Raw genomic sequence first — 25724 nt, 5'->3', positions numbered from 1 at the left:
TGTCATCCCTGGTCACCGCCGCCGGCCGGGAGCACGGTTCCGTTGATATAGGACGCATCGTCCGAGGCCAGGAACAGGATGGCGGCGGCGATCTCGCCGAGCTGCCCGTAACGGCCGAGATGCGAGGCGCTGAGCGTCTGGTCGACGACCTGCTGCATCCACTGCTTGTCCGCCTCGGTCGGCACGTCGGTTCCCCGCGGAATCCGGCGGGGCGGCGCATCGACGCCACCTGACGCCACGGCGTTGACGCGGATATTCGTGCCCGCGAGTTCGAAGGCGAGCGAGGCGGTCAGCGCGTTCACGCCGCCCTTGGCCGCGGAATAGGGAATGCGGTTGATGCCCTTGGTCGCGACCGAGGAGACATTGACGATCGTGCCGCGGCCCTGTTCCAGCATGTAAGGCAGCACGGTGCGGCAGCCCCACAGCGTCGGAAACAGCGAACGGCTGATCTCCGCGGCGATCTGGCGTTCGTCGAATTCCTGAAAGGGCCGCATCCAGATCGCGCCGCCGACATTGGTCACCAGCACGTCGATGGCGCCAAAACTCTCCTTCGCCCGCGCCATCACCCGCTCATTCCCGGCGAAGGTCTCGAGATCCTCCTCCAGCGCGATGACGCGCCCTGGCCCGTAGGCCGAGGCGATCTCGTGGGCGACCTCCTGGACGATGGCCGAGCGGTCGACGATCGTCAGTTTCGCCCCTTCGGCGGCCGCATCCAGCGCTACCTGCTTGCCGACGCCCTGCGCCGCGCCGGTGACGACGAGGCTGCGGCCTTCGAACCGGCGGCCGCGCGTGGATGGCTGGGACATGGTCGATCTCCGGGGACAATGCTGCCGTGAAGGCGAAGGGCTTGGCGGTGACGGGCCGCTTCCGGCGAGGCGGGCGGAGAGAGCCCGCCGCGCCGCTTGGCGGTCCCCGTCGCGCTCGGCGACGGGGCGTAGTGGGCGGGAGCGAGCCCGCGAGCGGAAGGCCTCAGCCGGCCGTGACGTGGGCGCGGCTGACCTGCGTCTGCGGCACGCCCTCGCGCTCCTTCGTCAGCACGATGTCGAAGGTCGTGCGGGCGAACGGGCGGTTCAGCCCGGCATTGCGGATCGCGTCTGCGTCGACGACGCGGTCCAGCGTGACGACGAGCTCGTCGCGGGTGCCGAAGGCGAAGTCCGTGTAGAGGTATTTGTCGCCGGCGAAGTTGAACTGCGTCGTCAGCTGGCGGTGGCCCGGCGCCGAAATGAAGTAGTGGACATGGGCCGGGCGTTCTGCATGCCGGCCGAGCGCAGTCATCAGCTGGCGCGTTGCGCTTTCCGGCGGGCAGCCATAGCCGTTCGGCACGATCGTGCGGGCGCGATAGCGGCCCTGCTCATCGGTTTCGATGCGACGGCGCAGGTTGTAGGGCGCCTGCTCGCCATCGATGAAGGAATATCCGCCCTTCGAATTGGCGTGCCAGAGGTCGACGATCGCACCGGCGATCGGCTTGCCGTCCTCGTCCGTGACCTGGCCTTCGATGATGAAGATCTCGCCCGGGTCGGTGCCGTCATCCATGCGGGCTTCGCCCTTGGAGAGCGGCGCGCCGGGCACATAGAGCGGTCCTTCGATGGTCCGCATCGTGCCGCCCGTCAGGCCCGCAAGCCGTTCGGCCTCGTCGAGCCGCAGGTCGAGGAAATGCTCGAGAACGGTGCCGGGGACGAGCAGGCCGAGTTCGTCATTCTTTGCGGCCCGGCCGATGAAGGCGACGGCCGCCCAGAACTCGTCCATCGAGACGTCGCACTCGTCGATCACCTGCATGATCCGGTAGAGCAGCTGGGCCGTGACGGCCTTGGTGCGCGGATCGCCCTTGTCATTGTCCATTCCGGCCGCGCGCGCGGCGAGATCCTTCTTGTCCTCGTCGGAGATCAGGTTGGTGGGCATGGCGGTTCCTCGTGTTTTGGTGATTGGCGGCCATTCCAGGGCCGCAGCCGACTTTCAGCGGTCGTCGTCATGCACGGACGACGGGTGGCGGCACAGCGCCGTGACCTTCACGTCCATGTAGGGGAAAAGGGGCAGCTCCGAGAGAATGTCGTGCAGCGCCTGCGGGCTCTCGACATCGAAGATGCTGGTGTTGGCATAGCGCCCGGCATGACGCCAGAGATGGCGCCAGAGCCCGGCCCGCTGCAATTCCTGCGCGCGTGCGCGCTCGCTCGCCTTCAGCGCGGTCGCCGTCTCGACCGGCAGGTCGGGCGGAATCCTGACATCCATTTCAACCTGGAACAGCATGATATCAGACTCCCATCTGGGCCTGTGGCAGCACATGGACCGAGCGCTCGGCGCGGTCGCGCCGGAAGCGTGCCAATTGTGCTTCGGACACCGTTACGCCGAGCCCCGGCGCCGTCGGCACGGTGAGGCCGAAATCGGCATAATCGAGTGGTGTTTCCAGGATTTCCTCGGTCAACAGCAACGGGCCGAACAGCTCCGTGCCCCATTCCAGCTTGCCGATGGTCGAGAAGAGATGAGCCGATGCCGCGGTGCCGATGCCGCCTTCGAGCATCGTTCCGCCATAGAGCCCGATGCCGGCTGCCTCCGCGATCGCGGCCACCTTGGCCGCGGCAAAGAGCCCGCCGGATTGTTCGATCTTCAGCGCGAACACGTCGGCGCCTGCCTGAGCGGCAATGGCGAAGGCGGTTTCCGGGCCGTTCAGGGCCTCGTCCGCCATGATCGCGACCGGGGTCTCGCGGGCCAGCCGGGCGAGCGCGCCGAGATTGCGGAAGGCGACGGGTTGTTCGATGAGCTCGACGCCGGCAGCCTCCAGCGCCGGCAGCATGGCCGACGCCGTCGCCTCCGACCAGGCCTGGTTGATGTCGACCCGCACCGAGGCGCGGTCGCCGAGCGCGCGCTTGATCGCGGCGACATGGGAAACATTGGCGGCGGGGTCGCCCTTGCCGATCTTCAGCTTGAAGATGTTGTGGCGGCGGCGCGCCAGCATCTCCTCGGCTTCCGCGATATCGCGGCCGGTGTCGCCGCTGGCCAGGGTCCAGGCGACGGGCAGGCGGTCATGCTGACGGCCGCCGAGCAGTTCGGAGATCGGCAGGCCGACACGCTGGCCGAGCGCATCGAGCAGGGCCGTCTCGACCGCGCATTTGGCGAAATGATTGCCCTGGACCGACATGGCGATGGTCGCCATCGTCCGGGCGATGCGGTTCGGGTCGCTGGCGAGCAGGATCGGCGCGAGATAGGTGTCGATCGCGAGCTTCATGCCCTCCGGGCTCTCGGGACCATAGGCCAGCCCGCCGATCGTGGTGCCTTCGCCGATCCCGACCAGGCCGTCGGACATGTGCAGCCGCACGATCATCAGGGTCTGGCGATGCATCGTCGTCATCGCCAGCTGGTGCGGGCGGATGGTCGGCAGATCGACCAGAATCGTCTCGACCTGTTTAATCCGCGGACCTTCAGACACGTTTCGCTCCCTTATTCAGTGAGGCAAAGGCTAGGACGCGCATTCCCGGGGGAACAGGATCGATTGGGTGTATTTTGATACCCGAAGGGTATGGAGCCCGGTGTGGGCATGATCAGTGGGGCGGCTCGCATCAGCCACGAAAAAGGGACGCGGCCAGCCTCTCGGCGGTCGCGTCCCTGGTTGTTCTCGCGGCTTGCCTAGGCCTTGCGTAGCCGCATGAGGCTCACCGGGGCGCCGGGACGGCGGACACCGGCGGGCTCGAGGCTGCGACGCCGGCTGCGGGCCGAACCGTCAGCGTCGCCAGGGCCGCGATCACCAGCGGAATCGCAAGCGTCATGAAGTAGCCGGACGGACCCACACCGGTCAGGAGCGTGCCGCCGATCGCAGAGCCGATGATCGCCCCCGAACGACCGACGCCGATACCCCAGCCCGTGGCCGTTGCGCGCAGCTGCGTCGGGTAGGTGTTCGAGATCAGGTAGTTCAGCACGAGCTGCTGGCCGCCGATGCCGAAGCCGGCAAGGGCGATGAGGGAGAAGACCAGCGGCCAGCGATCGCCCGCGAAGCCGAGCCCGAGCGCAACCGCGATCCCGACGGCGAACATGCCGATCAGAAGCTTTCGCGGATCGACCTTCGGCAGGAAGGAGGACAGCGGCAGGGCCATGAGGATGAAGGCGGCGTTGACCACGACGGTGCCATAGGCGGCCTGGGCCTTTTCCAGGCCGAGCGTGGTGAGCGCGGTCGGCAGCCAGAGCAGCAGCAGGAACCAGGCGATCCAGTTGAACAGGTAGATGGCGGAGATCGCGATGGTGACGCCGCGATAGCCCGGCTCGAACAGGCCGGCGATGGAGCCGCCATGCACGACCTTGCCGGCGCTGACGAGGCGGACCTGGTCGGGGATCGGCTGGCCGGTCATCTGCCGGAGCAGGCGGCGGGCCTCGTCCTGCTTGTCGTTCTGCTTGCGCGAGACGAGATAGGCGGGCGATTCCGGCAGGAGGAAATAGGTGATGACCATGAGGCCAAGCGGCAGGAGGCCGCCGACCAGGAAGATCCCGCGCCAACCCAGGATCGGCAGCCAGCTCGCTGCGATCAGGCCGCCGAGCATAGCGCCGGCCGGCAGGCCGAGCAGCACCCCGGTGATCATCGTGCCGCGCCGCGAGGCGGGGCTGTATTCACCCGCCAGGGCCAGAAGCGAGGGCGTCGCTCCGCCCATGCCGAGGCCGATCAGGAAGCGCAGCACGATGATCTGCGTCGGCGAGGTGGCATAGGCGCCCATCAGGGAGAACACCCCGAACAGGAAGATGGCGATCAGGATCGCCTTGCGCCGGCCATAGCGGTCTCCGAAGCTGCCGAGGCCGATTGCGCCGAGCGTCATGCCGATGGTGCTGGCAGTGATGACCCAGGTCAGGTCGGCGGCCTTCATGCCGAAATCCTGCGCGATCGCAGGACCGATGAAGGCGATCGACTGGGTGTCGAAGCCGTCGAGCAGGGCGATGACGAAGCAGAGCGCAACGACGGCCCATCGGCGGCCGGTCATCGCGCCTGCGTCGATGATGTCCTTGATGTCTTGTGTCGCGGTGGGTGGACTGGACATGGGCGCTCCTCAGATTTGTGATTCTTGTGGGTATGAACGGGAGAGATCGCGCCGCAGCTCGGCTGCGACGCGTTCGGCCTGCTCGATGGCGAGCAGATGAGCTGCGGGCGAGAGCAGGACGAGGCGCGAGCCGGCGATGCCCGTGTGCAGGGCCTCGGCCATCTCGACCGGCGTCGCGGGATCCTCGCGGCCGGCGATCACGGTCGTCGGAGCATTCACATGGTGCAGCAGCGGGCGCAGATCCATCCGGCCGATCGCCTCACAGCAGGCTGCGTAGCCGTCCCGGTCGATGGTGGCGAACTCCTCCGCGACAGCATCGGTGGCGCTGCCATGGGCGTCGCGAAAGCCCGGCGTGAACCATCGCTGCATCGTGGCCGTGAGGATCGCCCGCGTGCCGTCGCGCCGCACCAGCCCGGCACGCTCCTCCCAGGCCTCGCGCGTCGGCATATAGGCCGTCGTCGCCATCAGGGTGAGACCGGCAAGACGTGTCGGGTGCCGCGCGGCAAAAGCCTGGCCGATCATCCCGCCAAGCGAGAGGCCGGCGACATGGGCGCGGGGCAGGTCGAGATGGTCGAGCAGGGCGGCGAGATCATCGGCAAGATCGGCGATCTCGAAGGGGGAGCGTCCGTGGCTCGAGCCGCCATGGCCGCGCGTGTCGTAGCGCACGCAGCGATAATCGGCGGAGAGTTCGCCAGCGATGGCGTCCCACATCCGGTGCGTGGTGCCGAGCGAATTGGAGAAGACGAGCGCCGGCGCAGAGCCGGGTCCGGTGACGGTATAGAACAGGCGCACGCCCGGCGTGGTTTCGAGATAGGGCATGATCAGGCTCGCGCGCTGTGGTCGCGACACCGGAACAGGTCCGGCGGCGCGCTTCTCGGACGCCGCACTGGCGCGGGCCGCAACGGTTCGATCTCAGACATGGCTCTCCGGCGGCTCTGACGGCCAGCTCAGGTCCGCGGCGGAGTCATTCTTCCGCGCGAACGCTTCTTCCCTGCTTGTCAGGCTAGGCAGGCAGGGTGCAGGTGGACAGGATCGTTTTGGTGTAAATTAATACCCGTACGGTATGGAAGCCCGCTTCCGTGCCGATGCGACGTGGAAGCGGGGCACCTGCCCAGGAGCGTGGGACAACCGTCATGACGGCGGTCTCCGGGATGCAGCCGCTTGCATCGATCGGAGAGCGGGAGGAGCGGGCAGCGATGGATCTGCGTCATCTGCGCTATTTCACGACCGTGGCAGCGGAGGGGTCGTTCAGCCGCGCCGCCGAGAAGCTCCATATCGCCCAGCCGCCGCTGAGCCGGCAGATCCAGCAGCTGGAGGAGGAGCTTGGCGTGCGCCTGCTCGATCGCGGCCGGCCGATCACGATGACCGAGGCCGGGCGCTATCTCTTCGAGCAGGGACTGCAGGTTCTGCAGCGCGTCGAGGAGATGAGCGCCATGACGACGCGCATCGGCAAGCGCCTGGTGCTGCAGTTCAATATCGGCTTCGTCGCCTCCACGCTCTACGACACGCTACCCCAGCTGATCCGCGACTTTCGCATCCTGGCGCCGGATGTGGAGGTCCAGCTCCTCGAGATGACGACGCTGGAGCAGATTTCCGCGTTGAAGGATGGCCGCATCGATGTCGGCTTCGGGCGCCTGCGCTTCGATGACGACATGTTGGTGCGCAAGGTGCTGCGCGAGGAGGGATTATGCGTGGCGCTCGGCGGAGCCCATGCGCTGCTGGCCCGCGGCGGGACGCCGACATTGGCCGATCTCGAGGCGGAGCCGCTGATCCTGTATCCGAAGGCACCGCGGCCGAGCTATGCCGATCAGGTCTTGTCCTTCTACCGCGAAGCCGGAATCAGGCCGCGCATCGGCATGGAGGTCCGGGACGTTCAGACCGCGCTCGGCCTGGTCGCCTCGGGCGTTGGGATTTGCGTCGTTCCGGCCTCGGTCCGGCGCTTCGGCCGCGACGATGTCCAGTTCCTCGATCTCGACGAGAAATTCACCAGCCCCATCATCGTCAGCTATCGCCGGAACGACACCTCCGTCCTGCTGCAGCAGATCATCGGCCTGGCGGGGCGAGGCGCGCCAGGATGGCAGGTCGACGGTCTCCATGATCCGTGACGGCCGCTTCGGCCAGCAGCATGGCGGCGGTTTCAGCGAGTCGGCAGGATCAACTCCGTTTTTCCTTGACCCGACCGGTTCGTGCGACGAGCGGCACGTGGGGCGCTCGTCGCTGACTATCGCCGAGGCGGTGCAGCCGGACCCTGTCGGCTCCGCTTGTCGCGTCTAGACGCCGGCGCCGGCCCTTCCGGCAAGCAGCTGCAACTCCCAGGCCAGGTTTGTCGCCGTGGCGCCACCGTGCTCGAGCATGATCTCCTGCATGCCCGCAACCGTAGCCTCCCGGGCCCAGTCGCGCTGCAACTCCGCGGCGAAGACGCCTGACGTCAATGGGATCGCGCCGGCCTGAATCATGCGTTGGACGCCCATTTCATGGGCCTCGACAGTGGTGCCGCCTGACGCGTCGGTAACGAAGTACACGTCATAACCGTCGCCAAGCGCGTGAATCACGGGGAAGGCGAGGCAGATCTCGGTCCAGAGCGCGGCCATCACGATCTTCTTGCGCCCGGAGCGCTTGACCCAATCGACGCAACGCTGGTCTTCCCAGGTGTTGATCGTGGTGCGATCGATCGGCTTCTGCTCGGGGAATACGTCCTGAAGCGGCTTGATCAGATATCCACCCCGATCCTGCACGACCGTGCTCAGCAGTGTCGGGACCTGGAACAGTTTCGCGGCTTTCGCGAGCGACACGACGTTGTTGATCATCAAGGCGGGGTCGATGCTCTTGACGCCGCTGACCTGGAAGGGCTGGTGATCGATCAGGACCAGAACACAGTTGTCAGGCGTGATCATCGCCTCCAACCCAACCTTGCCCGGCTTGGAATTCGTCATTCTCTCAATCCTCATGAGTCGGTGAGGCGCGAAATTCGCGCGACGATATACTTGAGTGAATTGTGATTTCCGGCGTTTGTATTTTTGATTTTACCGTCTATCGATGCGGATACTTGTTTATATATTCGTTTCGAGAAAGTCGGATAATATCGAAGCTTGTGTTCGATGAGATCGGCAAGCGTGGCGTGGTAAGCCAAGCCAACTGCCCCTGGACAGCGCTGGGATTGCCCGTATTCGCGCTGGCGGCGCGCATACAGCCACAAGGTGAGCGCGCAGGCTCAACCTCGTCGTTGCCACCGTGCCCGCAGCCTGGCCCACAGGTTCATGGTAGCGTGGACAAAGCGCGCCATGGGTTTGCGCAAGGGCGCAATATCCGCCGCGATCAGCAGCAGGCCGAGCGGCAGCATCCAGAGCCCAAGCACGGGCAAGATCGAGAAGATGCCGCCGACGATGAGGAGGAGGCCCGCGGGGAGCCGGGCCCAGCGCGAGGCGGGATGCCGCAACCAGCGCAGCAGGGAGGCAAAACCCTGCGGAACCTCCCGCTCGATGCGTCTGAAGGCCAGTCGAAGCTCATGCTTTCCGTCGTTCATCATTTCCCCGGTCCAAAGGCGGTCGGATAACGCATGGCGGAACAACATGTTCGCCGCAGGGCCGAGCCCGGTTTGCAGCCCGGCATTCCCCGCGGATCGTCTCCCGTTGGTCTTCGTCGCGCCGACACGGGAACAGGCTGTCCGGGGAGGCGTTGCGGAAGGGGTGGGCAACGATGGAGGCTGCCATGCGAGACGGTTTTGGAAATCCCCTGAGTCCCGAGCAAGAAGCGGACATCAGGGCACGCAATTCGGGTCAGGCGGATGGCGACGGCCCTTTCTCGCCTTCTCCAGTGCCGCCGAATTCGGGTGGGCGGACAGGTGCTGATGCGGTCGCCGATACGCGCGACGTGACGCCCGTGTGTTATCGCGACCTTGATCCGGCTGGCCGGGAATAGCCCCTTGGAGCTGTTTTCGTGGACTGAGGTCGACCTGATCTTCAGGTTGTTGGCCGGGACCGCCGCAGGCATAGCCGTCGGCTGGGAGCGCACGCTCAAGCAGAGCAGTGCGGGCATTCGCACATTCGGTCTGGTCGGACTTGGAACGGCGGCGGCCGCTGGAATCTTCGGGGAACCGGATCAGGCCGATGCGGCAAGTCGGGTCGTCCAGGGTGTTCTGACCGGAATCGGATTTCTGGGCGCCGGGGTGATTGTCCTTCGCGATCGGGAAATGACCCCAAGGGGGCTCACCACGGCAGCGGCCATCTGGGTGACGGCCGCTCTCGGCTGCGCTGCCGGCCTCGGCGACTGGAAGATCGTCGTGACCGCAACCGGCCTCGCGCTGCTGCTGCTTGCGATCAATCATTCGATCGAGCGTTGGGCCGGGCGGCGGGCCGGGGGAAACGCGGCGAGAGCTGCGCAAATGGAGGCACGGGCGCGCGACGAGGACTAGGAGGCGCCCTCATGGACGGTTTCGGCCGGCCGCCACTGGCCCTGCGGCAGGTGTCGCCTATCATGGGCGGGATCGCTCATGGGATTCGGCATGATTGGACCTGGTACGCCGACGCTGGACCAGTTGAAGGTGTTCCTGACGGTTGTCGATGTCGGCAGCTTCGTCGGGGCGGCGCGCACGCTCGGACGTGCAACCTCGGTCATCAGCTACACCATCTCCAATCTCGAGGCGCAGCTGGGTTTTCCGCTGTTCGACCGGGATTCGACCCGCAAACCGATGCTGACGGAAGCGGGGCGGACGGTTCTGGCGGAAGCGCGTGCCGTGACCAATGGCGTGAACCGGCTGCGGGCCAAGGCCCAGGGCCTGCTGCAGGGCATCGAGGCGGGGGTGACCATGGCCCTCGACATGATGTTGCCCGCCTCGCGTGTCCTGGACGCGCTCAAGAGTTTTCGCGATGCCTATCCCACGGTGCCGCTGCATATCCGCTTCGAAGGGCTCGGGGCGGTCACGCAGCTCGTCCTCGACGGTACGGTGGCGATCGGGGTGCGCGGTCCTCCCGATATCGAGATCGACGGGCTGGAGCGGCTGGGAATAGGGAGTGTGCCGCTCGTGCCTGTCGCAGCGCCGGACCACCCCCTGGCGCTCGCCAGTCGCAATCACGTCGGCGCCAGCCGTGAGCATGTCCAGATCGTGCTCACCGATCGTTCGGAGCGGAGCCAGGGGCAGGAACTCGGCGTCATGGCGACGCATACCTGGCGGGTGACGGATCTCTCCGCCAAATACATGCTGCTGCTGGAAGGCATTGGATGGGGCGCGATGCCGGTGCCGATGGTCCGTGACGATCTGAAGGCCGGCCGCCTCGTGAAGCTGGACCTGCCCGACTTCAAGGGCGGCGCCTATCGGTTCTTCGCCATTCACCGCTCGAATACGCCGCCGGGGCCTGCTGGTTCGTTCCTGATCCAGCGCTTCGCCAGCCAGGTGCCTAACTGGAAGCCGGGCGACGCGGATGTCGAAGCCCTGTGAGGCGGGGCCCCGGTCTCAGGTAAATACAGTCTTGATCGCGGCGCCGGAGCGCAGGGTCAGGGTGACCGGTGTCTGCTCGGCAATGATCGCCAGTTGCGCCTTCTGGCGACCATCCAGGCCCTCGATCGAGACCGTCCTCTCGATCTGCAGCCCCTTGTCGCTGCCTGTCATGCGCAGGACGATCTGCATGGTATCGATGGGCCATCGCCGACGGGCCGCATGCATCTGAAGGGTGATGAAGGTGCAGGCGCCGAGGCCGGCGAGCACAAGGTCATAAGGGGCCGGGCCGGCTCCGCTCTCGCCGGGAGACCACCTCTCCCCGGCAGGGATCAGATGGCCTCCGGCATGGACGAGGACGCCGTGGCTCGTGCCCTTCGGCGGAGCGGTGACCTTGACGATACCGACTGTGAGAAGATCCATCGCGGATGCGCCGGGTGATGGCGGCCGCGGAGGCCGCCAGGGCGGGCAGGATCACGCTCGTGAGCCTGCGCGGTCGCGTTCACGGAACCAGGATCGGAAAGCCCTCGCGGCGGCGGGCCGCAATGTCCTCATGGGCCCGGGCCGCCTCGGCCAGCGGATAGCGCGCGATCTCGATCGCTCCGAAGACGTGCTTGCGCACCAAATCGAAAAGCTCGGCGCTGGCGTCGGCCAGGACCGTGCCGGTGACGGATTGGGCTGCGCTGCCGCCGGCGACCCGGACGCCGCGCGCTGCGAGCTCGGCCTGGTTGATGTCCGGCGGACCGGAGGCTGCGCCGATCGTGATGATCGTGCCGCCGTCGCGCACCGATGCGGTGGAGGCCTCGAATGTCGCGCGCCCGACGAATTCGTAGACGACATCGACGCCGTTGGGGGCGATCGCCCCGATTTTCGCAGCGAGCTCCGGATCGTCGGACGCGAGCGCATGATCGACGGCGCCGCTGATCCCGGCGAGTTTCGTGGCTGAGCCCGTGCCGATCACGGTTGCGCCGATGTGCCGTGCCCAATGCCCAAGCAGCGAGCCGACGCCGCTGGTGGCTCCCTGGATCAGGACGGTCTCCCCGGGCTTGAGCGAGTGGAGCGCGTGCACGCCCATCCAGGCGGTGAGACCCTTGGTCATGATCGCGGCGGCCGTTTCGCTCGAAATATCGTCGGGCAGGCGCACGAGCACGCCCGCATCGACCAGCCGGAGCTCGGCATAGCTGCCGGGCGCGAAGAGATAGCCGACGCGATCCCCCGGCGACAGGCCCGCCACGCCGGGGCCGACGGCCTCGACGATGCCGGCACCCTGGACGCCTGCGACGGCCGGAACCGGCATCGGGAAGCTGCCGCTCCGAAATGCGGTATCGATGAAGTTGACGCCGATCGCCTCGTGGCGAAGGCGAACCTGGCCGGGGCCGGGGGCGCCGACCGGTTCGTCCTCCACCTGAAGGACGGAGGGCGGGCCATGGCGATGGAATTTGACCACTTTGGTCATGGGAGTTCTCCAGTTCGATGCGAGTGGGATTGCCGGGATCAAGGGGCCGAAGCATCGGCCCGAAGAGTGGATTGCGGATTTAGGGAAGGCCCATGCAAACGCGGAAGGTCTAAAGCATCGGCCCGAAAAGTGGATTGCAGTTTTCGGGAAAGCCGATGCAATCACAGATGGTTAGATCATCGGGCTGGATACGATATCCGGTCCGATGATCTAGCGTTCGAACGCGCCCAGTTCGCGCAGGCCCGTCATCCAGTCTTCGGTATGCCAGGTGCGGACGATCTTGCCGTCCTCGAACTCATGGATGTCGACGACCTGGATGCTCATGCGCCTGTCACGCGCCGCAATGCCGGCAAAGTCGCGCTTCTGCGTGCCGCTCATCGTGGCGCGCACGACGACCTTGTTGCCTTCCTGGATGACGTCGTGGACCACGAGATTCAGGTCGGGGAATGCGCCCGTGAGCTGAGTGAGCAGCATCTTGGCCGCCGCCGGACCCGGGGGCAGGCCGGGCGGGGAGGGAATGTCGACCCAGCTCGGGGCCAGGATCTTGTCGAGAAGCGCCGGGTCCTTCTGCGTGAACGCATCATACCAGGCATGGACATCCGTGCGGTACGTGCCTGGGTCACTCGCGCCCGCTGGCGACGCGAGGAGCGCGGCTATCGTCAAGGCCAGAAAACGTTTCATGGTATTGGCCAATCATCGCTTGTTGGTGGGAGTTTGTAGCTTATAATTCTTTCGGTCTGTCGAAGTGTGCTTCGATATTGTTCTTAAGGGGCATCGCCTTACGCAAGGGGACAATCTCACCGAAACCCGATTGAGGCTAGACGAATACTTTCGACGAGTACGTTCGAAGCGCTCGAACGCTCCGGGCCACAGCTGCCTGAAGAACACCAGTCGGCCCGGGTGAAATCGTTGGTCGCCCGGCCGGCAGGGCTGCGGAGGGTCAGATGACGGCCAGCAGGCCGCCATCGACCAGAAGCGTGTGGCCCGTCACGTAGCTCGACAGGTCAGACCCGAGATAGGCAACGGCGTCACCGATTTCCGAGGGCTTGCCCAGGCGTCGCAACGGCGTGCGCTGGCGAAACCCCTCGGAGGCTTCGGCGATTCCCGGGCTGGTGCGCAGGAGTTCGGTATCGATGGTTCCCGGCGCGACCGCATTCACCCGTATCCCATCGGGTCCGAGAGCATCGGCCAGCGCCTTGGCCATCAGGACGACACCGCCCTTGCTGGTGGAATAGGCCACCGTGATGCCGGCGCCGGCGACGCCGCCCATGCTTGCCATCAGGACGATGCTGCCTGACTTCCGCTTCGCCTTCATCTGGCGCGCGGCCGCCTGGGCGCCGAAGAGAACGCCGTCGAGATTGACCGACATCAGCCGGCGATAATCGTCTTCCGGCACATTCGCGCCATCGGTCTTCAGCGTGATGCCGGCATTGGCGACCATGATGTCGACGCCACCGAACGCCTCGGCCGCCTCGATCAGGGCGTCGTTCTCGGCGCGCTTGCTGACATCGGTGCGCACGAAGCGGGAGGCGACGCCCAGAGACGCGATCACGCTGGCCGTGGGCTCTCCGCCTTCGCGTGGCGTCTCGGTGACGTCCGAGACGATCACCGCTCGCGCCCCGTGTTCGGCGGCCCGGATCGCGATCGCGCGCCCGATGCCGCTGGAGGCGCCGGTGACGACGACGACCTTGTCGTTGAGGATCGTGCTCATGAATTCTCTCCTCAGGGAGATTGGGGGGCACGGCGGAGCCGGCCCCGGAGGGCGGGCATCAGGCTGTCGGAGCGGGCAGGGCGCCCAGTTGTTCGAGGACCTTGTAGAGATTGGCGACGCCCCAATGCTCGACGATCTGGCCGTTGCGGACGCGCATCGCATCGACCGTTTCGAACGAGATCCTGCGGCCCGTCGGCGCCACGCCGAGGAACGGGCCCTGATGGGTGCCGTGATAGGTCTTGTAGGTGGTGACGAGGTCGCCGGAGGCGGTCTGCCAGTGGATTTCGGCATGAAAATCCGGGAAGGCTGCGCGCAGCACATGGTAGAGCCGCCTGGCGCCGGCACGGTCGGGCGTGCCGCCCGGCTGCGGGGTATGGTCGACGAAATCCTGGGCAAAGAGCTGCTCGAACAGCTCGAAATTGCCACCGCCCTGCACCTCCTCGGTGTTGCGGCGGACGACGGCGATGGCGGCTTGGCTGATAGCGTTATCGGACATTGGAAGTCTCCAGGTCGGAAGGGGGTGAGAGCGCGCTCGGAGCGACTAAAGCATCGGCCCGAAAAGTGGATTGCGGTTTTCGGGAAAGCCTATGCAATAACAAAGGGTTAGATCATCGGACTGGATACGATTTCCTGTCTGATGATCTAGGGCTCGAAGCCGCCAATGGTCATGCCGCCGTCGACAACGATCATCTGGCCGAAGACGTAACTCGCCTGCGACGAGCTCAGCCAAACCGCCGCCGCGGCGATTTCCTTGGGGTGGGCCCCGCGTTTGGCGGGAATGGCCTTCCTGGCCAGTTCTGCGAAGGCCGGGTTCTGGGCGCTGTTGGCGGCGACCATCGGCGTCTCCGTCCATCCCGGCGCCAGGGCGTTGATCCGGATATTATGGGAGGCGTTCTCCATGGCGGCGACACGGGTCAGGCCGTGAACGCCATGTTTGGAGGCCGCATAGGCGCTCATGCCGCCAGGGCCGGTCAGCGCCGCGACCGAGGCCGTATTGACGATCGTGCCGCTCCCGGCCGGCTTCATCAGCCTCAGCTCGTATTTCATGGCGAGGAAGATGCTGCGCAGGTTGACGCGCAGCACCCGGTCGAAATCCTCTGTCGGATAATCCTCCAGAAGATGGGTGCTGCCGGTGATGCCGGCATTGTTGAAGGCGGCGTCGAGGCGCCCTGCCTCCGTCGCAATGCGGGCAAGGAGGTCCGCGACCGCGGTCTCGTCGGCGACATCCAGATGGGCGCTCCGGACCGCGCCGCCGGTGCTGGCGACAAGATCGGCGGTTGCGGCCAGGCCCTTGGCGTTCAGGTCGGCGGCATAGACAAGCGCACCGCGTTCGGCGAAGGACCGCACCGCTTCCTGGCCAATCCCAGAGCCCGCACCGGTGACGAGCACGATCTTTCCATCGAATTCATCGGACATGACAGGGCCCTCGATCACGCGGTTCGCGTGCCGTTGAAAAAGGCGTTGGATTGGGGAGGAGAGGCGCGGCCGGCCCGTGGAGCCCGCCGCGCCGGCGGATCAGCCGAAGATCTTGTCAGCCCAAGAACTTGTTACCCAAAGATCTTGGCGGCGGTCCGGGCGACGAGTTCGCCCTGGTGGCGCGCGCCGGCGAGATCGATCTCGCATGGTGTGCGCGAGCCGTCGCCGCCGGCCACGGTCGTGGCGCCATAGGGCGCGCCGCCGACGATCTCGGCCATGCTCATCTGGCCCTGATGGCTATAGGGCAGGCCGACGATGATCATGCCCAAATGCAGCAGGTTGGTGATGATCGAGAAGAGCGTCGTCTCCTGGCCGCCATGCTGCGTCGCCGACGAACTGAAGGCGCCACCGACCTTGCCGTTCAGCGCGCCGCGCATCCAGAGGCCGCCAGTCTGGTCGAGAAAGGCCGCCATCTGCGAGGTCATCCGGCCATAGCGGGTCCCGGTGCCGACGATGATCGCGTCGTAATGCTCGAGTTCGGCGACGGTCGCCACCGGCGCGGCCTGGTCGAGCTTGAAATGCGCGCTCTTGGCGACCGCTTCGGGAACCGTCTCCGGGACGCGCTTGACGTCCACCTGGGCACCGGCGGCGCGTGCGCCTTCGGCGACGGCATAGGCCAAGGCTTCCACATGGCCGTAAGAGGAATAATACAGGACTAGAACTTTGGGCACGAGATGAACTCCTTTGCGTCGGCACCGTCGTTCTCGGCGTCACGACCCTAATCTGGTGCAGCTCTCGCCCTGGAAACAGCCGAATAAAATGGACGATTAGGTTCGATGTTTTCGAACGTTGCCTGACTTCGCCGAGCGGGCGGCATGTCGGCTCGGTGGTTGGCTTGCCAGAGGCGGGCAGCCGGGGTGCCCGGCTGCCCGCGTGAGACGCGCAGCGATCAGCCGATCGGCACGCTCATTCCGCCATCGGCCATCACCACGGAGCCGACGATGAAGCTCGCGCGCTCGGAGGCCAGGAAGGCGACGATCTCGGCGATTTCCACCGGATCGGCCGCACGTCCGATCGGAGCCTTCCTGCCGTGCTCGGCGAGGAATTCGCGTCCATCATCCCTGAAATGGTTCAGCAGGTTGGTGACGACGTCGCCGACACCGATCGCATTCACCCGGATGCCGTGCTCGATCGCTTCGAGCGCCTGAGTCCGGGTCAGCTGCGCCAGGGCCCCCTTGGAGGCGGTGTAGGCGGCAATGCCGGGAAACGCGAAATAGGAGGCATAGGAGGCGATGTTCACGATCGAACCCGACCGGTTCGGCATCATCGCCTTGGCTGCTTCCCTGGAATGCAGGAAGGCGCCGGTGACGTTCGTCTCCATCTGCCAGTTCCAGTCTTCGCGGCTCATGTCGACGAGGTTCTTGTAGAGGATGCGGCCGGCATTGTTGACCAGGATGTCGAGCCTGCCGAAGCTGCCGAGCGCGAGGGCGACCGCCTTCTCGGCCGTGCCTTCGGCGGTGATGTCGGCGACCAGGGTGACGAGCCCGTCACGCGCCAGTTCCGTCACGGCGGGATCGATATCCTCGGCCACCACCTTCGCGCCACGTGCATGGAGCAGTTCGGCAATGGCGCGGCCGATGCCGCTTGCTGCACCCGTCACCAGGGCGACCTTGCCCTCAACCTCGTTCACCTCAGTTGCGATGGTGGTCATGAGACCTCTCCTTGCGGGATCGGGGTGAAATCGACCAATTCGCTGGTCCCGCTGCGCGTTTGGTCGCCGTCGTTCCGACGTGGGACCGGTATGTCACCGGCCGGACGCATCATCTCTCGGGCCCTTGCCCGGCCTGTCGGAGTCTTGCGCAAATCATCCGGGCGGCGGCTGGCGGCCTGAGGCGTCGGCCCGAGAATTGGATTGCGGTTTTCGGGAAGGCCGATCCAAACGCAGAAAGCTTGCCGGGCCGGATAGGAGATCCGATCCGGTGATTTAAGCTCCGCGATATGCGCCTGGAGAGACGCCCGTTTCCTTGCGGAAAACCTGCGAGAAATGGCTCGGGCTGGAATAGCCGATGTCCATGCCGATGGAGATGATCGACCGGCGCGTCTCGCGCAGCAGCTGCCGTGCCAGCGCGATGCGCAGCCGGATGAAATACTGGGATGGCGCGAAACCGGTCGAGCGCTTGAACTGCCTGCTGAAATGCGCCTCGCTCATCTCGGCTGCCTGCGCATAGCGCGCAAGGCTGAACTCCTCCGCGAGGCTCGCCTGCATCAGCCCGGTGACCCGCCGCAGGCGAAGGGCCGGGATGGCGCCGCGGCGATGGGCCGACTGGCGCGAGGCCTCGCGATAGCTGCGGACGAGATGCAGGGCGAGTGCCTGTGCCAGGCTCCCGATCAGCAGGGGGCTGGCCTCGTGCGAGCCTGTCAGCTCGCGCTGCAACGCCCTGATCAGGGCCTCCAGGCCTGGATCGCGCGCGCCCGAGGTCTCGCGAAGGAGAGGGCGCTCCGGCATGCCGAACAGGTCCTGCGCCGCACGCTCGAGCAAGGGCAGGCCCAGATAGAGATGCATGACGAGGAAGGGCGTCTCGGACCGGGACCGCCAGCGCAGCTCGTAGGGTTCGTCGGAATCGGTCAGGAAGAAATCGTCTTCGCTCACGTCGCTGGCCGTCCACTCGCCGCCGATGCTCCGCTCCTCGACCGTCGCCGCGCCCGAAAGAACCCAGACGATCAGTGGTTCGGCCACTGCGGGAACGATGAAGCCGTCCTGGACGGTTTCGCGCGCGAAAATCTGAACGATGACATCCCGGGGAGCGCGGGCGGATCGGCCGGCGATCAACTGGCCCCGGATATGTGTCTCCAGCATCTCCGCCGAAGTTTTCTCGGACACCCCAGCAGAAGGTCCCTGGGGCTGTTCCGGCGAGCGTTGTCCCTGCATGTGCCGGGGCCTGAGGCTGCCTGCCGCCCGATCGCCATCGGGAGGGGATCGGGCGGCCCCGTTCACAGCCTTCATGCGCTAAGACCGTCAAACACGGTCTCGAGCAGCGCATCGATGAAGTCGTCGGTGATGTCGGAGCCGATATAGGGAATGAGCAGGCGGTGATAGATCGGCCCGTAGAGCAGATCGAGTACGATGTCCGGATTCAGGCCGGGCCTCAATTCGCCCTGGGCGATTGCCTCGCGGACGATGTCGCGGGCGATCTCCCGGCGTGGCTCGACCCAGCGTAGCCTCATCGCTTCGAGCAGGCGTGAATCGACCTGCGCCCGCCCGAGCAGCGAACGCACGATCCTGCCTTGCTGGCCGTTATAGGCGCGCACGAGCAGTTTCATCGACAGGCCGAAGCTCTCGCGCGCGGTCGCGCGCTTCTGGATCGGCGCCGCCCTGGTCACCTCGCTGAGAAATGCATCCATGACGATGGCGGCGACGTTCGGCCAGCGGCGGTAGATCGTGGTCTTGGCGACGCCTGTGCGCGCGGCGATGCCTTCGATCGTCAGCGCGTCGAACCCGAGTTCCTCGCCGAGTTCGAGCGCGACCTGAAGGAGGGTCGCGGTGGCGTCCCCGCGGCGGGATCCGGTGGGTTTGGCGGCCGCCGCCGCGGATCTGGTGTCCATCATCTCGGTCCGGTTGTGTCTGCGCCGCAGCGCTGCGTGCAGTCGGGATCGCCCAAGCTTGACGACAATACGCTACGTAGCGTAGCGTTGCAATCAGAAAGCCGGCGTCACCGGCAATGCCGCCAAGTTGGGCCGCCCTCGCACTGGCGGCGAAGTCCTTTGGAAACACGGATGCATCTGCTCTCCGCGATGCGGGGCCTTCGGAGAGGGGAGCCTGGCCTTCGTTACGCCCCGAGCTGCCTCCGGACTTCGTTGACACGCATTTCGTGAAACGCTAATTCTCAACCTAATACGTATTAGATTCCAGGAGAGAGCGTTGCCGCGCGAGCCGCATCTATCGAAGCGTCCGGGAGTCGCGACCAGCACGGATGTCGCGAAACGTGCGGGGGTTTCGCAGGCGACGGTTTCCCTGGTGCTCAATGGCGCAAGTGGGCGCGTCGGTCTCTCCGAGGCCACGCAGCAGCGTGTGCGCGAGGCGGCTGCCGATCTCGGCTACACCCCGAACTCCGTCGCGCGGAACCTGCGGCAGCGGCGCACCAACACGCTCACCTTCATCACCCCCGATATCGGCAACCCCTATTCGGCCGAGGTGATCGGCGCCGTGCAGCAGGTGGCGCAGGAGCGCGGCTATCTGCTCGACGTGCTTGTTGCGGAAGACGAGGCCGCCAAGCTCAGGGCCATCGCACGCCTGCGCGGGGGCGTCTCGGACGGCGTCATCACCTCGGCGCCCACACGGGCGATCTGGGATGCGTTGAAGGAACTGGCACGACACGGCGTCCCCTGCGTCGCGCTGCAGGATCAGGGCGATGGTATGGAAATCACCTCCGTCGGCGTCGACCTCGAGGGCGGGGGCTACATGGCAACGCGCCATCTGCTCGCCTGCGGCTATCGGCGGATCGGCCATATTTCGGGCCAGCAGCGGCATCCCTTGCGCGAGCGGGAGCGCGTGCATGGCTATCGTCGGGCGCTTCTTGAGGCCGGTCTGCCGCTGCGTCCGGATTGGGAAATCGAAGTCGCGAACTCTCCGGAAGGCGGCGTGAAGGCGGTGGAGCTTTTGCTCGCCTTGCCGCAGCCGCGGCCAGAGGCGCTTTTCGTGTTCAACGACCAGATGGCGATCGGCGTGCTGCACGGCTTGCGCCGTCACGGCCTGCGCGTGCCCGAAGACATAGCGGTGGTCGGCTTCGACGGCATCGCGCTCGCGGCTTTCACCGTTCCGGCGCTGACGACGGTGGAGCACCGCCGGCTCGAGCTTGGCCAGCAGGCGGCGACAAGCCTGATCGATCAGCTCGAGGGCGGGGAAAGCCCCGTTCGGTACACGCAGCTTCCGGTCCAGCTCGTGATCCGGGAATCCTGCGGCGGCCTGAAGGGTGGTGGCCTGCCAGCCTAGAGCCCGCGACCAGCAACACCAAAAAACCAAGCCGCGAAAAGCGGTGATGATCCAGGGAAGGAAACAGGGATGACGAACGTCAACGGAACAGGCACGGCCTTCTCCCGGCGGCACATTCTGGGCGCCGGGCTCGCTCTCTCGGCCGCGTCGGTGAAGCCGCTGCGGGCTCAGGCACCGGTGAGCCTGAATTTCGCGGTCTGGGGCAACCGGGCAGAGGAGGACGCCTTTCGGCGGCTGATCGCCGGCTACACCGCGCAGAACCCGCATGTCTCGATCCGGCTGGAACTCAGCGGATCCTCCGGGCAATTGTACCAGCAGGTCGATACGCGCCTGGCTGGCCGACAGGCGCCGGACCTGGTCCGCATCCAGTACCAGCAGGTCGGCCGCTATGCGAAGGCTGGCGCCATCGTCGATCTGAGCGGGCATCTCGACGGCGGCCTGGCCGCGCAATTCGCCCCCGCGTTGTGGAAGGCGGTCACCTATCGTGACAAGGCCTTCGCCATTCCCCACCACACCGACACGCTCGCGGTCTATTGCAACATGGAGATGTTCCGGCGGGCCGGGATCGAGCTGCCGCGGCGGCTCGAGGACAGCTGGCGCTGGGAGGAGTTCATCCGGATCGCGCGGACGTTGAAGGACAAGGCCGGAGCGCCCTTCGGCTTCGCCTGCGCCTGGCAGAACACCGCCGCCTATCGCTTTCTGCCCTTCCTCTATCAGAACGGCGGCAAACTGCTCGACGAGCAACTGCTCCAGCCGCAGCTCTCGTCGAAGGAGGGCCTCGAGGCGATTGCATGGGCCCAGTCCTGGTTCACCGAAAAGCTCGTCCCGCCCACGACCTCGATCAAGACCAACGAGCAGACGCAGAACCTCTTCGCCAACCGAACGATCGGCATGCTGGTGCATGGCGACTGGCAGATTCCGTTCCTGCAGGACGCGATGAAGCAGGCGGAATGGCAGGTGACCTATATGCCGCGCAGCGTCAGCATGGCCTCCGATCTCGGCGGCAATTGCCTCGCGGTGACGCGCGACAGCAAGAACCGTGACGTCGCCATCGACTTCCTGCGCTATGCCACCAACGAGGCCAATATGCGCGATTTCTGCGTCGCCGCGGGCTTCCTGCCGGTTCGGCGCAGCCTCATGGATACGAAGCTGGAATACCCGCTCCGTCCCGACGCGATGCAGGTCTTCGTCGAGCAGTCCCGGACGATCCCGGACCATCTGGCCGCGACGGTGACGCTGCCGGATTTCAGCCGCATCAATACGAAGCTCGGCGAGCAGCTCGACCTCGCCTTCACCTCGGGCCAGTCGCCAAAGGACACCGCCGAGAACATCGAGGGCACCATCCGCAGCGTCCTCAAGGGGTGACGTCCGTGTCGCCTTCCCTCCCGTCTGCGAGGTGATCCATGTCCGACAGCGCAGTCATGGCCAGCTCCGTGCGCCCCGCCACCGCGGCGCGTACGCGCCGCTCCTTCCGGCGACCCTGGATGCTGCCCTATCTCCTGATCACGCCCAATCTGCTTCTGTTCAGCGCCTTCAGTTTCTTCCCGCTGCTCTACGCCTTCTACATCAGCTTCCATGACTGGAGCCTGATCGGCGAGGTCACCTATGCCGGCCTGGCCAATTATCGCAGGCTCGTGGCCGACACGCAGTTCTGGCACGCGCTGTTGAATACCGCGGTCTATGCCGTGGCGTCGGTGCCCACCACCATGGCAGGCGGGCTGCTGCTCGCGGTTGCGCTGAACCGACGGATGCCGGGGCGGGTCTTCCTGCGCAGCGTCTATTTTCTTCCGGTCGTGGTGTCGGCCGTCGCCACCGGCATCATCGCCGCCTGGATGTTCAACGAGCATTACGGCGTCATCAACTCCCTGATCGTGCGCCTCGGCGGCGACCGGATCCCCTGGCTGTCCTCGCCGGCCTGGGCGCTGCCGTCACTGGTGATTGCGACGTTCTGGGTGAGGGTCGGCTTCTGCATGGTGGTCTATCTCGCCGCGCTGCAATCGATCCCGACGCTCTATTACGAAGCGGCGACCATGGACGGCGCCTCCCCCTCTCGCCAGTTCTGGAAGATCACGCTGCCCCTGCTGCGACCAGCCACCTTCCTGTTGCTGATCCTCAACGTGATCCACTCCTTCCAGGTCTTCGACCTGATCTATGTGATGACCGGTGGTGGCCCGGGTTTCTCGACGACGATGCTGGTCCAATACATCTATCAGTCCGCCTTCATGACGTCGGAGATGGGCTATGCCAGCGCGATCGGCGTCGTGCTCTACGCCATCGTCCTGGGCTTCACGATCATTCAGTGGCGGGTCAGCCGCCAATCGGAGAACGTGCTATGAGCGGCGTCACCTTCGAGGCGGGCGCCAGGCGCCCCGGCGCTCGCCGAACCGGCAACGTGCTGATCTGGATCGCTGTCGTGCTCGGCGCGCTGGCGATGATCTTTCCGCTCTACTGGATGTTCGCGACCGCGATCCGGCCCCGTTCCGAGGTCTTCCAGCCTGTGGTCAGCCTGATTCCCCAGGTGCTGACGCTGGAGAATTTCAGGAATATCGCGCAGCGCCATCCATTCCTGACCTGGGTGATGAATTCGACCTTCATCGCCGTGATCGCCGTGGTGATCACCGTGTCCGCGAATCTGCTCTGCGGCTATGTCTTCGCCAAGTTCCGCTTCCCCGGACGCGACATCCTGTTCTTCGCGATCCTGGGCGCGCTGATGATCCCGATCCAGGTGATCCTGGTGCCGGAATTCCTCGTGACCTCCTGGCTGGGGCTGCTGAATTCGCCCTGGGGCGTCATCCTGCCACGTGCGGCCGAAGCCTTCGGTGTCTTCATGGTGCGCCAGTTCATGGTCAGCATTCCCGACGAGCTGATCGAGGCCGCCCGACTCGACGGTGCCAGCGAGATGCGGATCTTCCTGCGCATCGTGCTGCCGCTCTCCAAGCCGATCATCGCCGTGCTGGTGATCTTCACCTTCATGTGGCGCTGGAACGACTTCGCCTGGCCACTCGTCGTCCTGACCGACCAGGAACTCTTCACCCTGCCGCTCGGCCTGAACCTGCTGCGCGGCGAGGCCAATCCGGACTGGGGCGGCGTCATGGCGCTGGCCCTGATCTCCCTTCTGCCGATGCTGCTCATCTTCCTGATCTTCCAGCGCTATCTGGTTCAGGGGATCGCCAGCACAGGCCTCAAGTGAGCCCTTTCCCGCCCTCTACCCAAGAGAGATATGACATGACCAAGATCGCCATGATCGGTGCCGGCAGCGTCGTCTTCGTCAAGAATCTGCTCACCGACATCCTCAGCCTTCCCGCGCTGAAGCAATGCGAGATCGCATTGTACGACATCGATGCCGAGCGCCTCGAAACGGCGGGAATGATGGCGCGCTGGACGTCCAGCCAGTTCGATGCCGGGGCGACCGTGACCGAGCACGCCAACCGCCGGCGCTGCCTGGAGGGCGCGGATTTCGTGATCAACATGGTGCAGATCGGTATGCACGAGGCGACGCTGCTCGATTTCGAGATTCCGAGCCGCTACGGCCTGAAGCAGACCATCGCTGATACCGTCGGCATTGGCGGCATCTTCCGCGGGTTGCGGACCATTCCCTTCATGGTGGACCTGGTCGGGGACATGCGGGCGGTCTGCCCCGACGCCCTGCTGATGAACTATACCAACCCGATGAGCATCCTGACCTGGGCGGTCTACAGGGCCTTCCCCGAGCAGCAGGTGGTGGGGTTGTGCCACAACGTCCAGCACACGGCGCGCGATCTTGCTTCCTATCTCGGGGTCGATCGCTCCCGCTTGAGCTATGACTGCGCCGGCATCAACCACATGACCTGGTTCCTGCGGCTCGAAATCGACGGCAAGGATGCCTATCCGCAGCTGCGGCGCGCCGCCCGCAATCCGGAGATTTTTGCGCAGGACAAGATCCGTTTCGCGCTGCTGGAGCATCTCGGGCGCTTTGTCAGCGAATCCAGCGAGCATACGGCGGAGTACACGCCCTATTTCCTGCGCCGTGAGGACCAGATCGCGGAATTCGATGTGCCGGTCGACGAGTATATTCGCCGCAGCGAGCGCAACCTGCGGCGCTATGCCGAAACGCGGCAAAAGCTGCTGGCCGGCGAGAGCTTCCCGCTCGAGCGCAGTGACGAATACGGCGCCTCGATCATCAACGGCATGGTGACGAACGAGCCGCAGCTCATCTACGGCAATGTCCGCAACACCGGGCTGATCGAGAACCTTCCGCAGGATTGCTGCGTCGAGGTGCCGGTGATCGTCGACCGCAACGGCCTGCGCGCCTGCCATGCCGGCACGCTGCCGCCGGAACTCGCCGCCCATTGCGCGCCGCATGTCTTCGTCCAGGACCTCACCGTGCGCGCTGCCCTGGAAGGCGACCGGGACGCGGTCTACCGCGCCGCGGTGCTGGACCGCCATGCCGCGAGCGTCCTCTCGCTGCGCGAGATCCGCGCCATGGTGGACGATCTGATCGCGGCACATGGGCCCGCCATGCCGGCTGGCATCCGTTCGGCGGCGCTGGCCGCCTGAGCGGCCCCAGGCAGGGCAGGCGGCCTGCCTGCCCGCAACCACAAGAACGATAAGGCGGCAAGGAGGGAACGATGAGTTGGCTGACCTTGGAGCATGTCCATAAGCGCTTCGGCGATCACCCGGTGATCCAGGATGTGAACCTCTCCGTGACCAACGGCGAATTCGTGGTCTTCGTCGGTCCGTCCGGCTGCGGGAAATCCACCTTGCTGCGGATGATCGCCGGGCTCGAGGACATCAGCGACGGCACCTTGCGCATCGACGACGAGGTGATGAACGAGGTGCCGGCGGCACAACGGGGCATCGCCATGGTGTTCCAATCCTATGCGCTCTACCCGCATATGAATGTCTACAAGAACATGGCCTTCGCGCTCGAGACGGCGCGGATGACCAAGGCCGAGATCGATATGCGCGTCGCCCGCGCGGCGGCGATCCTGCAGCTGGATCATTTGCTCGATCGCAAGCCCAAGGAGCTCTCGGGCGGGCAGCGCCAGCGCGTCGCCATCGGCCGCGCCATCGTGCGCGAACCCAAGATCTTCCTGTTCGACGAGCCGCTCTCCAATCTCGACGCGGAGCTGCGCGTGCAGATGCGGGTGGAAATCGCCAAGCTGCACCAGCAGCTCGGCAACACGATGATCTATGTCACGCATGACCAGGTCGAAGCCATGACGATGGCCGACAAGATCGTGGTGCTGCGCGCAGGAAAGGTCGAGCAGATCGGATCGCCGCTGGAGCTCTACAACAACCCCGTCAATCGCTTTGTCGCCGGTTTCATCGGCAGCCCGAAGATGAATCTCCTGCAAGCCAGGATGTTGCCGGCGACCGGAGGAGAAGCACGCGTGGCCCTGGCCGAGACGGTGTTGCCCCTGCCGCATCTGTCCGGCCAGGACGGCGCCGATTGCAGCCTCGGCGTACGGCCCGAGCACCTGCGGCTCGGCGGTTCCGGCACGCGGATCGGTGAGGCGCAGGTCCAGCTCGTGGAACAGCTCGGCGGCTCCTCGCTGATCTACGGCGTCCTCTCCGACGGCCAGCCGATCACCGTCCAGGTCGAGGGGCAGCAGAAGCCGAAGCCCGGCGAGCGGGTGCCGCTGCATGTCGATATTGCCCTGGCGCATCTGTTCCGGCCCGACGGTGCGCGCGTGACCGCGCAAACCGTCGCGCACAGCTGAGGCGGC

Annotated in this window: 27 protein-coding genes; 9 read left to right on the top strand and 18 right to left on the bottom strand. The window is 65.7% G+C overall.

The window, feature by feature from the left end; translation table 11 throughout:
- Positions 1-2: 2 nt before the first annotated feature.
- The 6 genes from benD to pcaD form a co-directional block, all read right to left on the bottom strand.
- The gene (gene benD / locus AB4099_RS11810) at positions 3-806 is read right to left on the bottom strand and encodes a benzoate diol dehydrogenase BenD (RefSeq protein ID WP_441478229.1); all 804 of its coding nucleotides are present in this window, start codon (positions 804-806) and stop codon (positions 3-5) included.
- 163 nt (positions 807-969) lie between these two features.
- A complete protein-coding gene (locus AB4099_RS11805) occupies positions 970-1899 on the bottom strand; it encodes a dioxygenase family protein (RefSeq protein WP_113516330.1) in 930 nt (309 codons plus the stop codon).
- A gap of 54 nt (positions 1900-1953) precedes the next feature.
- Positions 1954-2244 carry a muconolactone Delta-isomerase gene (gene catC, locus AB4099_RS11800; protein WP_113516329.1) on the bottom strand — a complete coding sequence of 97 codons (291 nt, stop codon included), beginning with the start codon at positions 2242-2244 and terminating at the stop codon, positions 1954-1956.
- Positions 2245-2248: 4 nt separating this feature from the next.
- Positions 2249-3421: a muconate/chloromuconate family cycloisomerase gene (locus tag AB4099_RS11795; RefSeq protein WP_441478228.1), complete on the bottom strand. Its 1173-nt coding sequence runs from the start codon at positions 3419-3421 to the stop codon at positions 2249-2251.
- 223 nt (positions 3422-3644) lie between these two features.
- Positions 3645-5012 carry an MFS transporter gene (locus AB4099_RS11790; RefSeq protein ID WP_441478227.1) on the bottom strand — a complete coding sequence of 456 codons (1368 nt, stop codon included), beginning with the start codon at positions 5010-5012 and terminating at the stop codon, positions 3645-3647.
- A 9-nt stretch (positions 5013-5021) separates the two neighbouring features.
- Positions 5022-5861 (bottom strand): 3-oxoadipate enol-lactonase, encoded by an 840-nt coding sequence (gene pcaD, locus AB4099_RS11785; RefSeq protein WP_441478226.1) that lies wholly within the window; start codon positions 5859-5861, stop codon positions 5022-5024.
- 284 nt (positions 5862-6145) lie between these two features.
- Between pcaD and AB4099_RS11780 the strand changes: the two genes are divergently transcribed.
- A complete protein-coding gene (locus tag AB4099_RS11780; RefSeq protein WP_441478225.1) occupies positions 6146-7117 on the top strand; it encodes a LysR family transcriptional regulator in 972 nt (323 codons plus the stop codon).
- Positions 7118-7282: 165 nt separating this feature from the next.
- Here AB4099_RS11780 and AB4099_RS11775 read toward each other — a convergent pair whose 3' ends face one another.
- Together AB4099_RS11775 and AB4099_RS11770 are read right to left on the bottom strand one after the other, a co-directional pair.
- Positions 7283-7945 (bottom strand): hydrolase, encoded by a 663-nt coding sequence (locus AB4099_RS11775; RefSeq protein ID WP_441478224.1) that lies wholly within the window; start codon positions 7943-7945, stop codon positions 7283-7285.
- 278 nt (positions 7946-8223) lie between these two features.
- The gene (locus AB4099_RS11770) at positions 8224-8580 is read right to left on the bottom strand and encodes a hypothetical protein (RefSeq protein ID WP_441478223.1); all 357 of its coding nucleotides are present in this window, start codon (positions 8578-8580) and stop codon (positions 8224-8226) included.
- A 354-nt stretch (positions 8581-8934) separates the two neighbouring features.
- Here AB4099_RS11770 and AB4099_RS11765 point away from each other — a divergent pair, with 354 nt between their 5' ends.
- Positions 8935-9423, top strand: a complete 489-nt coding sequence (locus AB4099_RS11765) for an MgtC/SapB family protein (protein WP_441478222.1) — start codon at positions 8935-8937, stop codon at positions 9421-9423.
- Between the two features lie 90 nt (positions 9424-9513).
- Entirely contained in the window at positions 9514-10446 is a 933-nt protein-coding gene (locus AB4099_RS11760) for a LysR family transcriptional regulator (RefSeq protein ID WP_441478221.1), read from the top strand.
- Between the two features lie 15 nt (positions 10447-10461).
- Here the strand turns inward: AB4099_RS11760 and AB4099_RS11755 are convergent, their stop codons facing one another.
- The 10 genes from AB4099_RS11755 to AB4099_RS11710 form a co-directional block, all read right to left on the bottom strand.
- Complete coding sequence (locus tag AB4099_RS11755; RefSeq protein ID WP_441478220.1) at positions 10462-10866, bottom strand: OsmC family protein; 405 nt, start codon at positions 10864-10866, stop codon at positions 10462-10464.
- Between the two features lie 79 nt (positions 10867-10945).
- On the bottom strand, positions 10946-11899 hold the full coding sequence (locus AB4099_RS11750) for a quinone oxidoreductase family protein (RefSeq protein WP_441478219.1): 954 nt from the start codon (positions 11897-11899) through the stop codon (positions 10946-10948).
- 210 nt (positions 11900-12109) lie between these two features.
- The gene (locus AB4099_RS11745) at positions 12110-12580 is read right to left on the bottom strand and encodes an ester cyclase (protein ID WP_441478218.1); all 471 of its coding nucleotides are present in this window, start codon (positions 12578-12580) and stop codon (positions 12110-12112) included.
- 259 nt (positions 12581-12839) lie between these two features.
- Positions 12840-13610, bottom strand: coding sequence for an SDR family oxidoreductase (locus AB4099_RS11740; protein WP_441478217.1), 771 nt, complete (start codon positions 13608-13610; stop codon positions 12840-12842).
- A 58-nt stretch (positions 13611-13668) separates the two neighbouring features.
- Positions 13669-14106 (bottom strand): ester cyclase, encoded by a 438-nt coding sequence (locus tag AB4099_RS11735; RefSeq protein WP_113516321.1) that lies wholly within the window; start codon positions 14104-14106, stop codon positions 13669-13671.
- Between the two features lie 146 nt (positions 14107-14252).
- A complete protein-coding gene (locus AB4099_RS11730; RefSeq protein ID WP_441478216.1) occupies positions 14253-15026 on the bottom strand; it encodes an SDR family NAD(P)-dependent oxidoreductase in 774 nt (257 codons plus the stop codon).
- 131 nt (positions 15027-15157) lie between these two features.
- On the bottom strand, positions 15158-15757 hold the full coding sequence (wrbA, locus tag AB4099_RS11725) for an NAD(P)H:quinone oxidoreductase (RefSeq protein WP_441478215.1): 600 nt from the start codon (positions 15755-15757) through the stop codon (positions 15158-15160).
- A gap of 218 nt (positions 15758-15975) precedes the next feature.
- Complete coding sequence (locus tag AB4099_RS11720) at positions 15976-16737, bottom strand: SDR family NAD(P)-dependent oxidoreductase (RefSeq protein ID WP_113516318.1); 762 nt, start codon at positions 16735-16737, stop codon at positions 15976-15978.
- Between the two features lie 273 nt (positions 16738-17010).
- On the bottom strand, positions 17011-17907 hold the full coding sequence (locus AB4099_RS11715; protein ID WP_441478214.1) for a helix-turn-helix domain-containing protein: 897 nt from the start codon (positions 17905-17907) through the stop codon (positions 17011-17013).
- A 119-nt stretch (positions 17908-18026) separates the two neighbouring features.
- A complete protein-coding gene (locus AB4099_RS11710; RefSeq protein ID WP_441478213.1) occupies positions 18027-18629 on the bottom strand; it encodes a TetR/AcrR family transcriptional regulator in 603 nt (200 codons plus the stop codon).
- A 316-nt stretch (positions 18630-18945) separates the two neighbouring features.
- On the opposite strand from AB4099_RS11710, the gene AB4099_RS11705 reads away from it, so the two are divergent.
- The 6 genes from AB4099_RS11705 (at position 18946) to AB4099_RS11680 (ending at position 25718) form a co-directional block, all read left to right on the top strand.
- On the top strand, positions 18946-20016 hold the full coding sequence (locus AB4099_RS11705; RefSeq protein WP_441478212.1) for a LacI family DNA-binding transcriptional regulator: 1071 nt from the start codon (positions 18946-18948) through the stop codon (positions 20014-20016).
- A 69-nt stretch (positions 20017-20085) separates the two neighbouring features.
- The gene (locus tag AB4099_RS11700; protein ID WP_441478211.1) at positions 20086-21381 is read left to right on the top strand and encodes an ABC transporter substrate-binding protein; all 1296 of its coding nucleotides are present in this window, start codon (positions 20086-20088) and stop codon (positions 21379-21381) included.
- Positions 21382-21419: 38 nt separating this feature from the next.
- Positions 21420-22352: a carbohydrate ABC transporter permease gene (locus tag AB4099_RS11695; RefSeq protein ID WP_441478210.1), complete on the top strand. Its 933-nt coding sequence runs from the start codon at positions 21420-21422 to the stop codon at positions 22350-22352.
- Entirely contained in the window at positions 22349-23206 is an 858-nt protein-coding gene (locus AB4099_RS11690) for a carbohydrate ABC transporter permease (protein ID WP_441478209.1), read from the top strand. The genes AB4099_RS11695 and AB4099_RS11690 overlap by 4 nt, the downstream gene beginning before the upstream one ends.
- 35 nt (positions 23207-23241) lie before the next feature.
- Entirely contained in the window at positions 23242-24552 is a 1311-nt protein-coding gene (gene melA / locus AB4099_RS11685; protein ID WP_441478208.1) for an alpha-glucosidase/alpha-galactosidase, read from the top strand.
- A 71-nt stretch (positions 24553-24623) separates the two neighbouring features.
- Entirely contained in the window at positions 24624-25718 is a 1095-nt protein-coding gene (locus tag AB4099_RS11680) for an ABC transporter ATP-binding protein (RefSeq protein ID WP_441478207.1), read from the top strand.
- The last annotated feature ends 6 nt before the right edge of the window (positions 25719-25724 follow it).

Origin of the sequence: Allobosea sp. 2KB_26, assembly GCF_052115715.1 — a bacterium.
In the GTDB taxonomy this organism is placed as follows: Bacteria; Pseudomonadota; Alphaproteobacteria; order Rhizobiales; family Beijerinckiaceae; genus Allobosea.
This window is presented reverse-complemented; position numbering and strand designations above follow the sequence as displayed.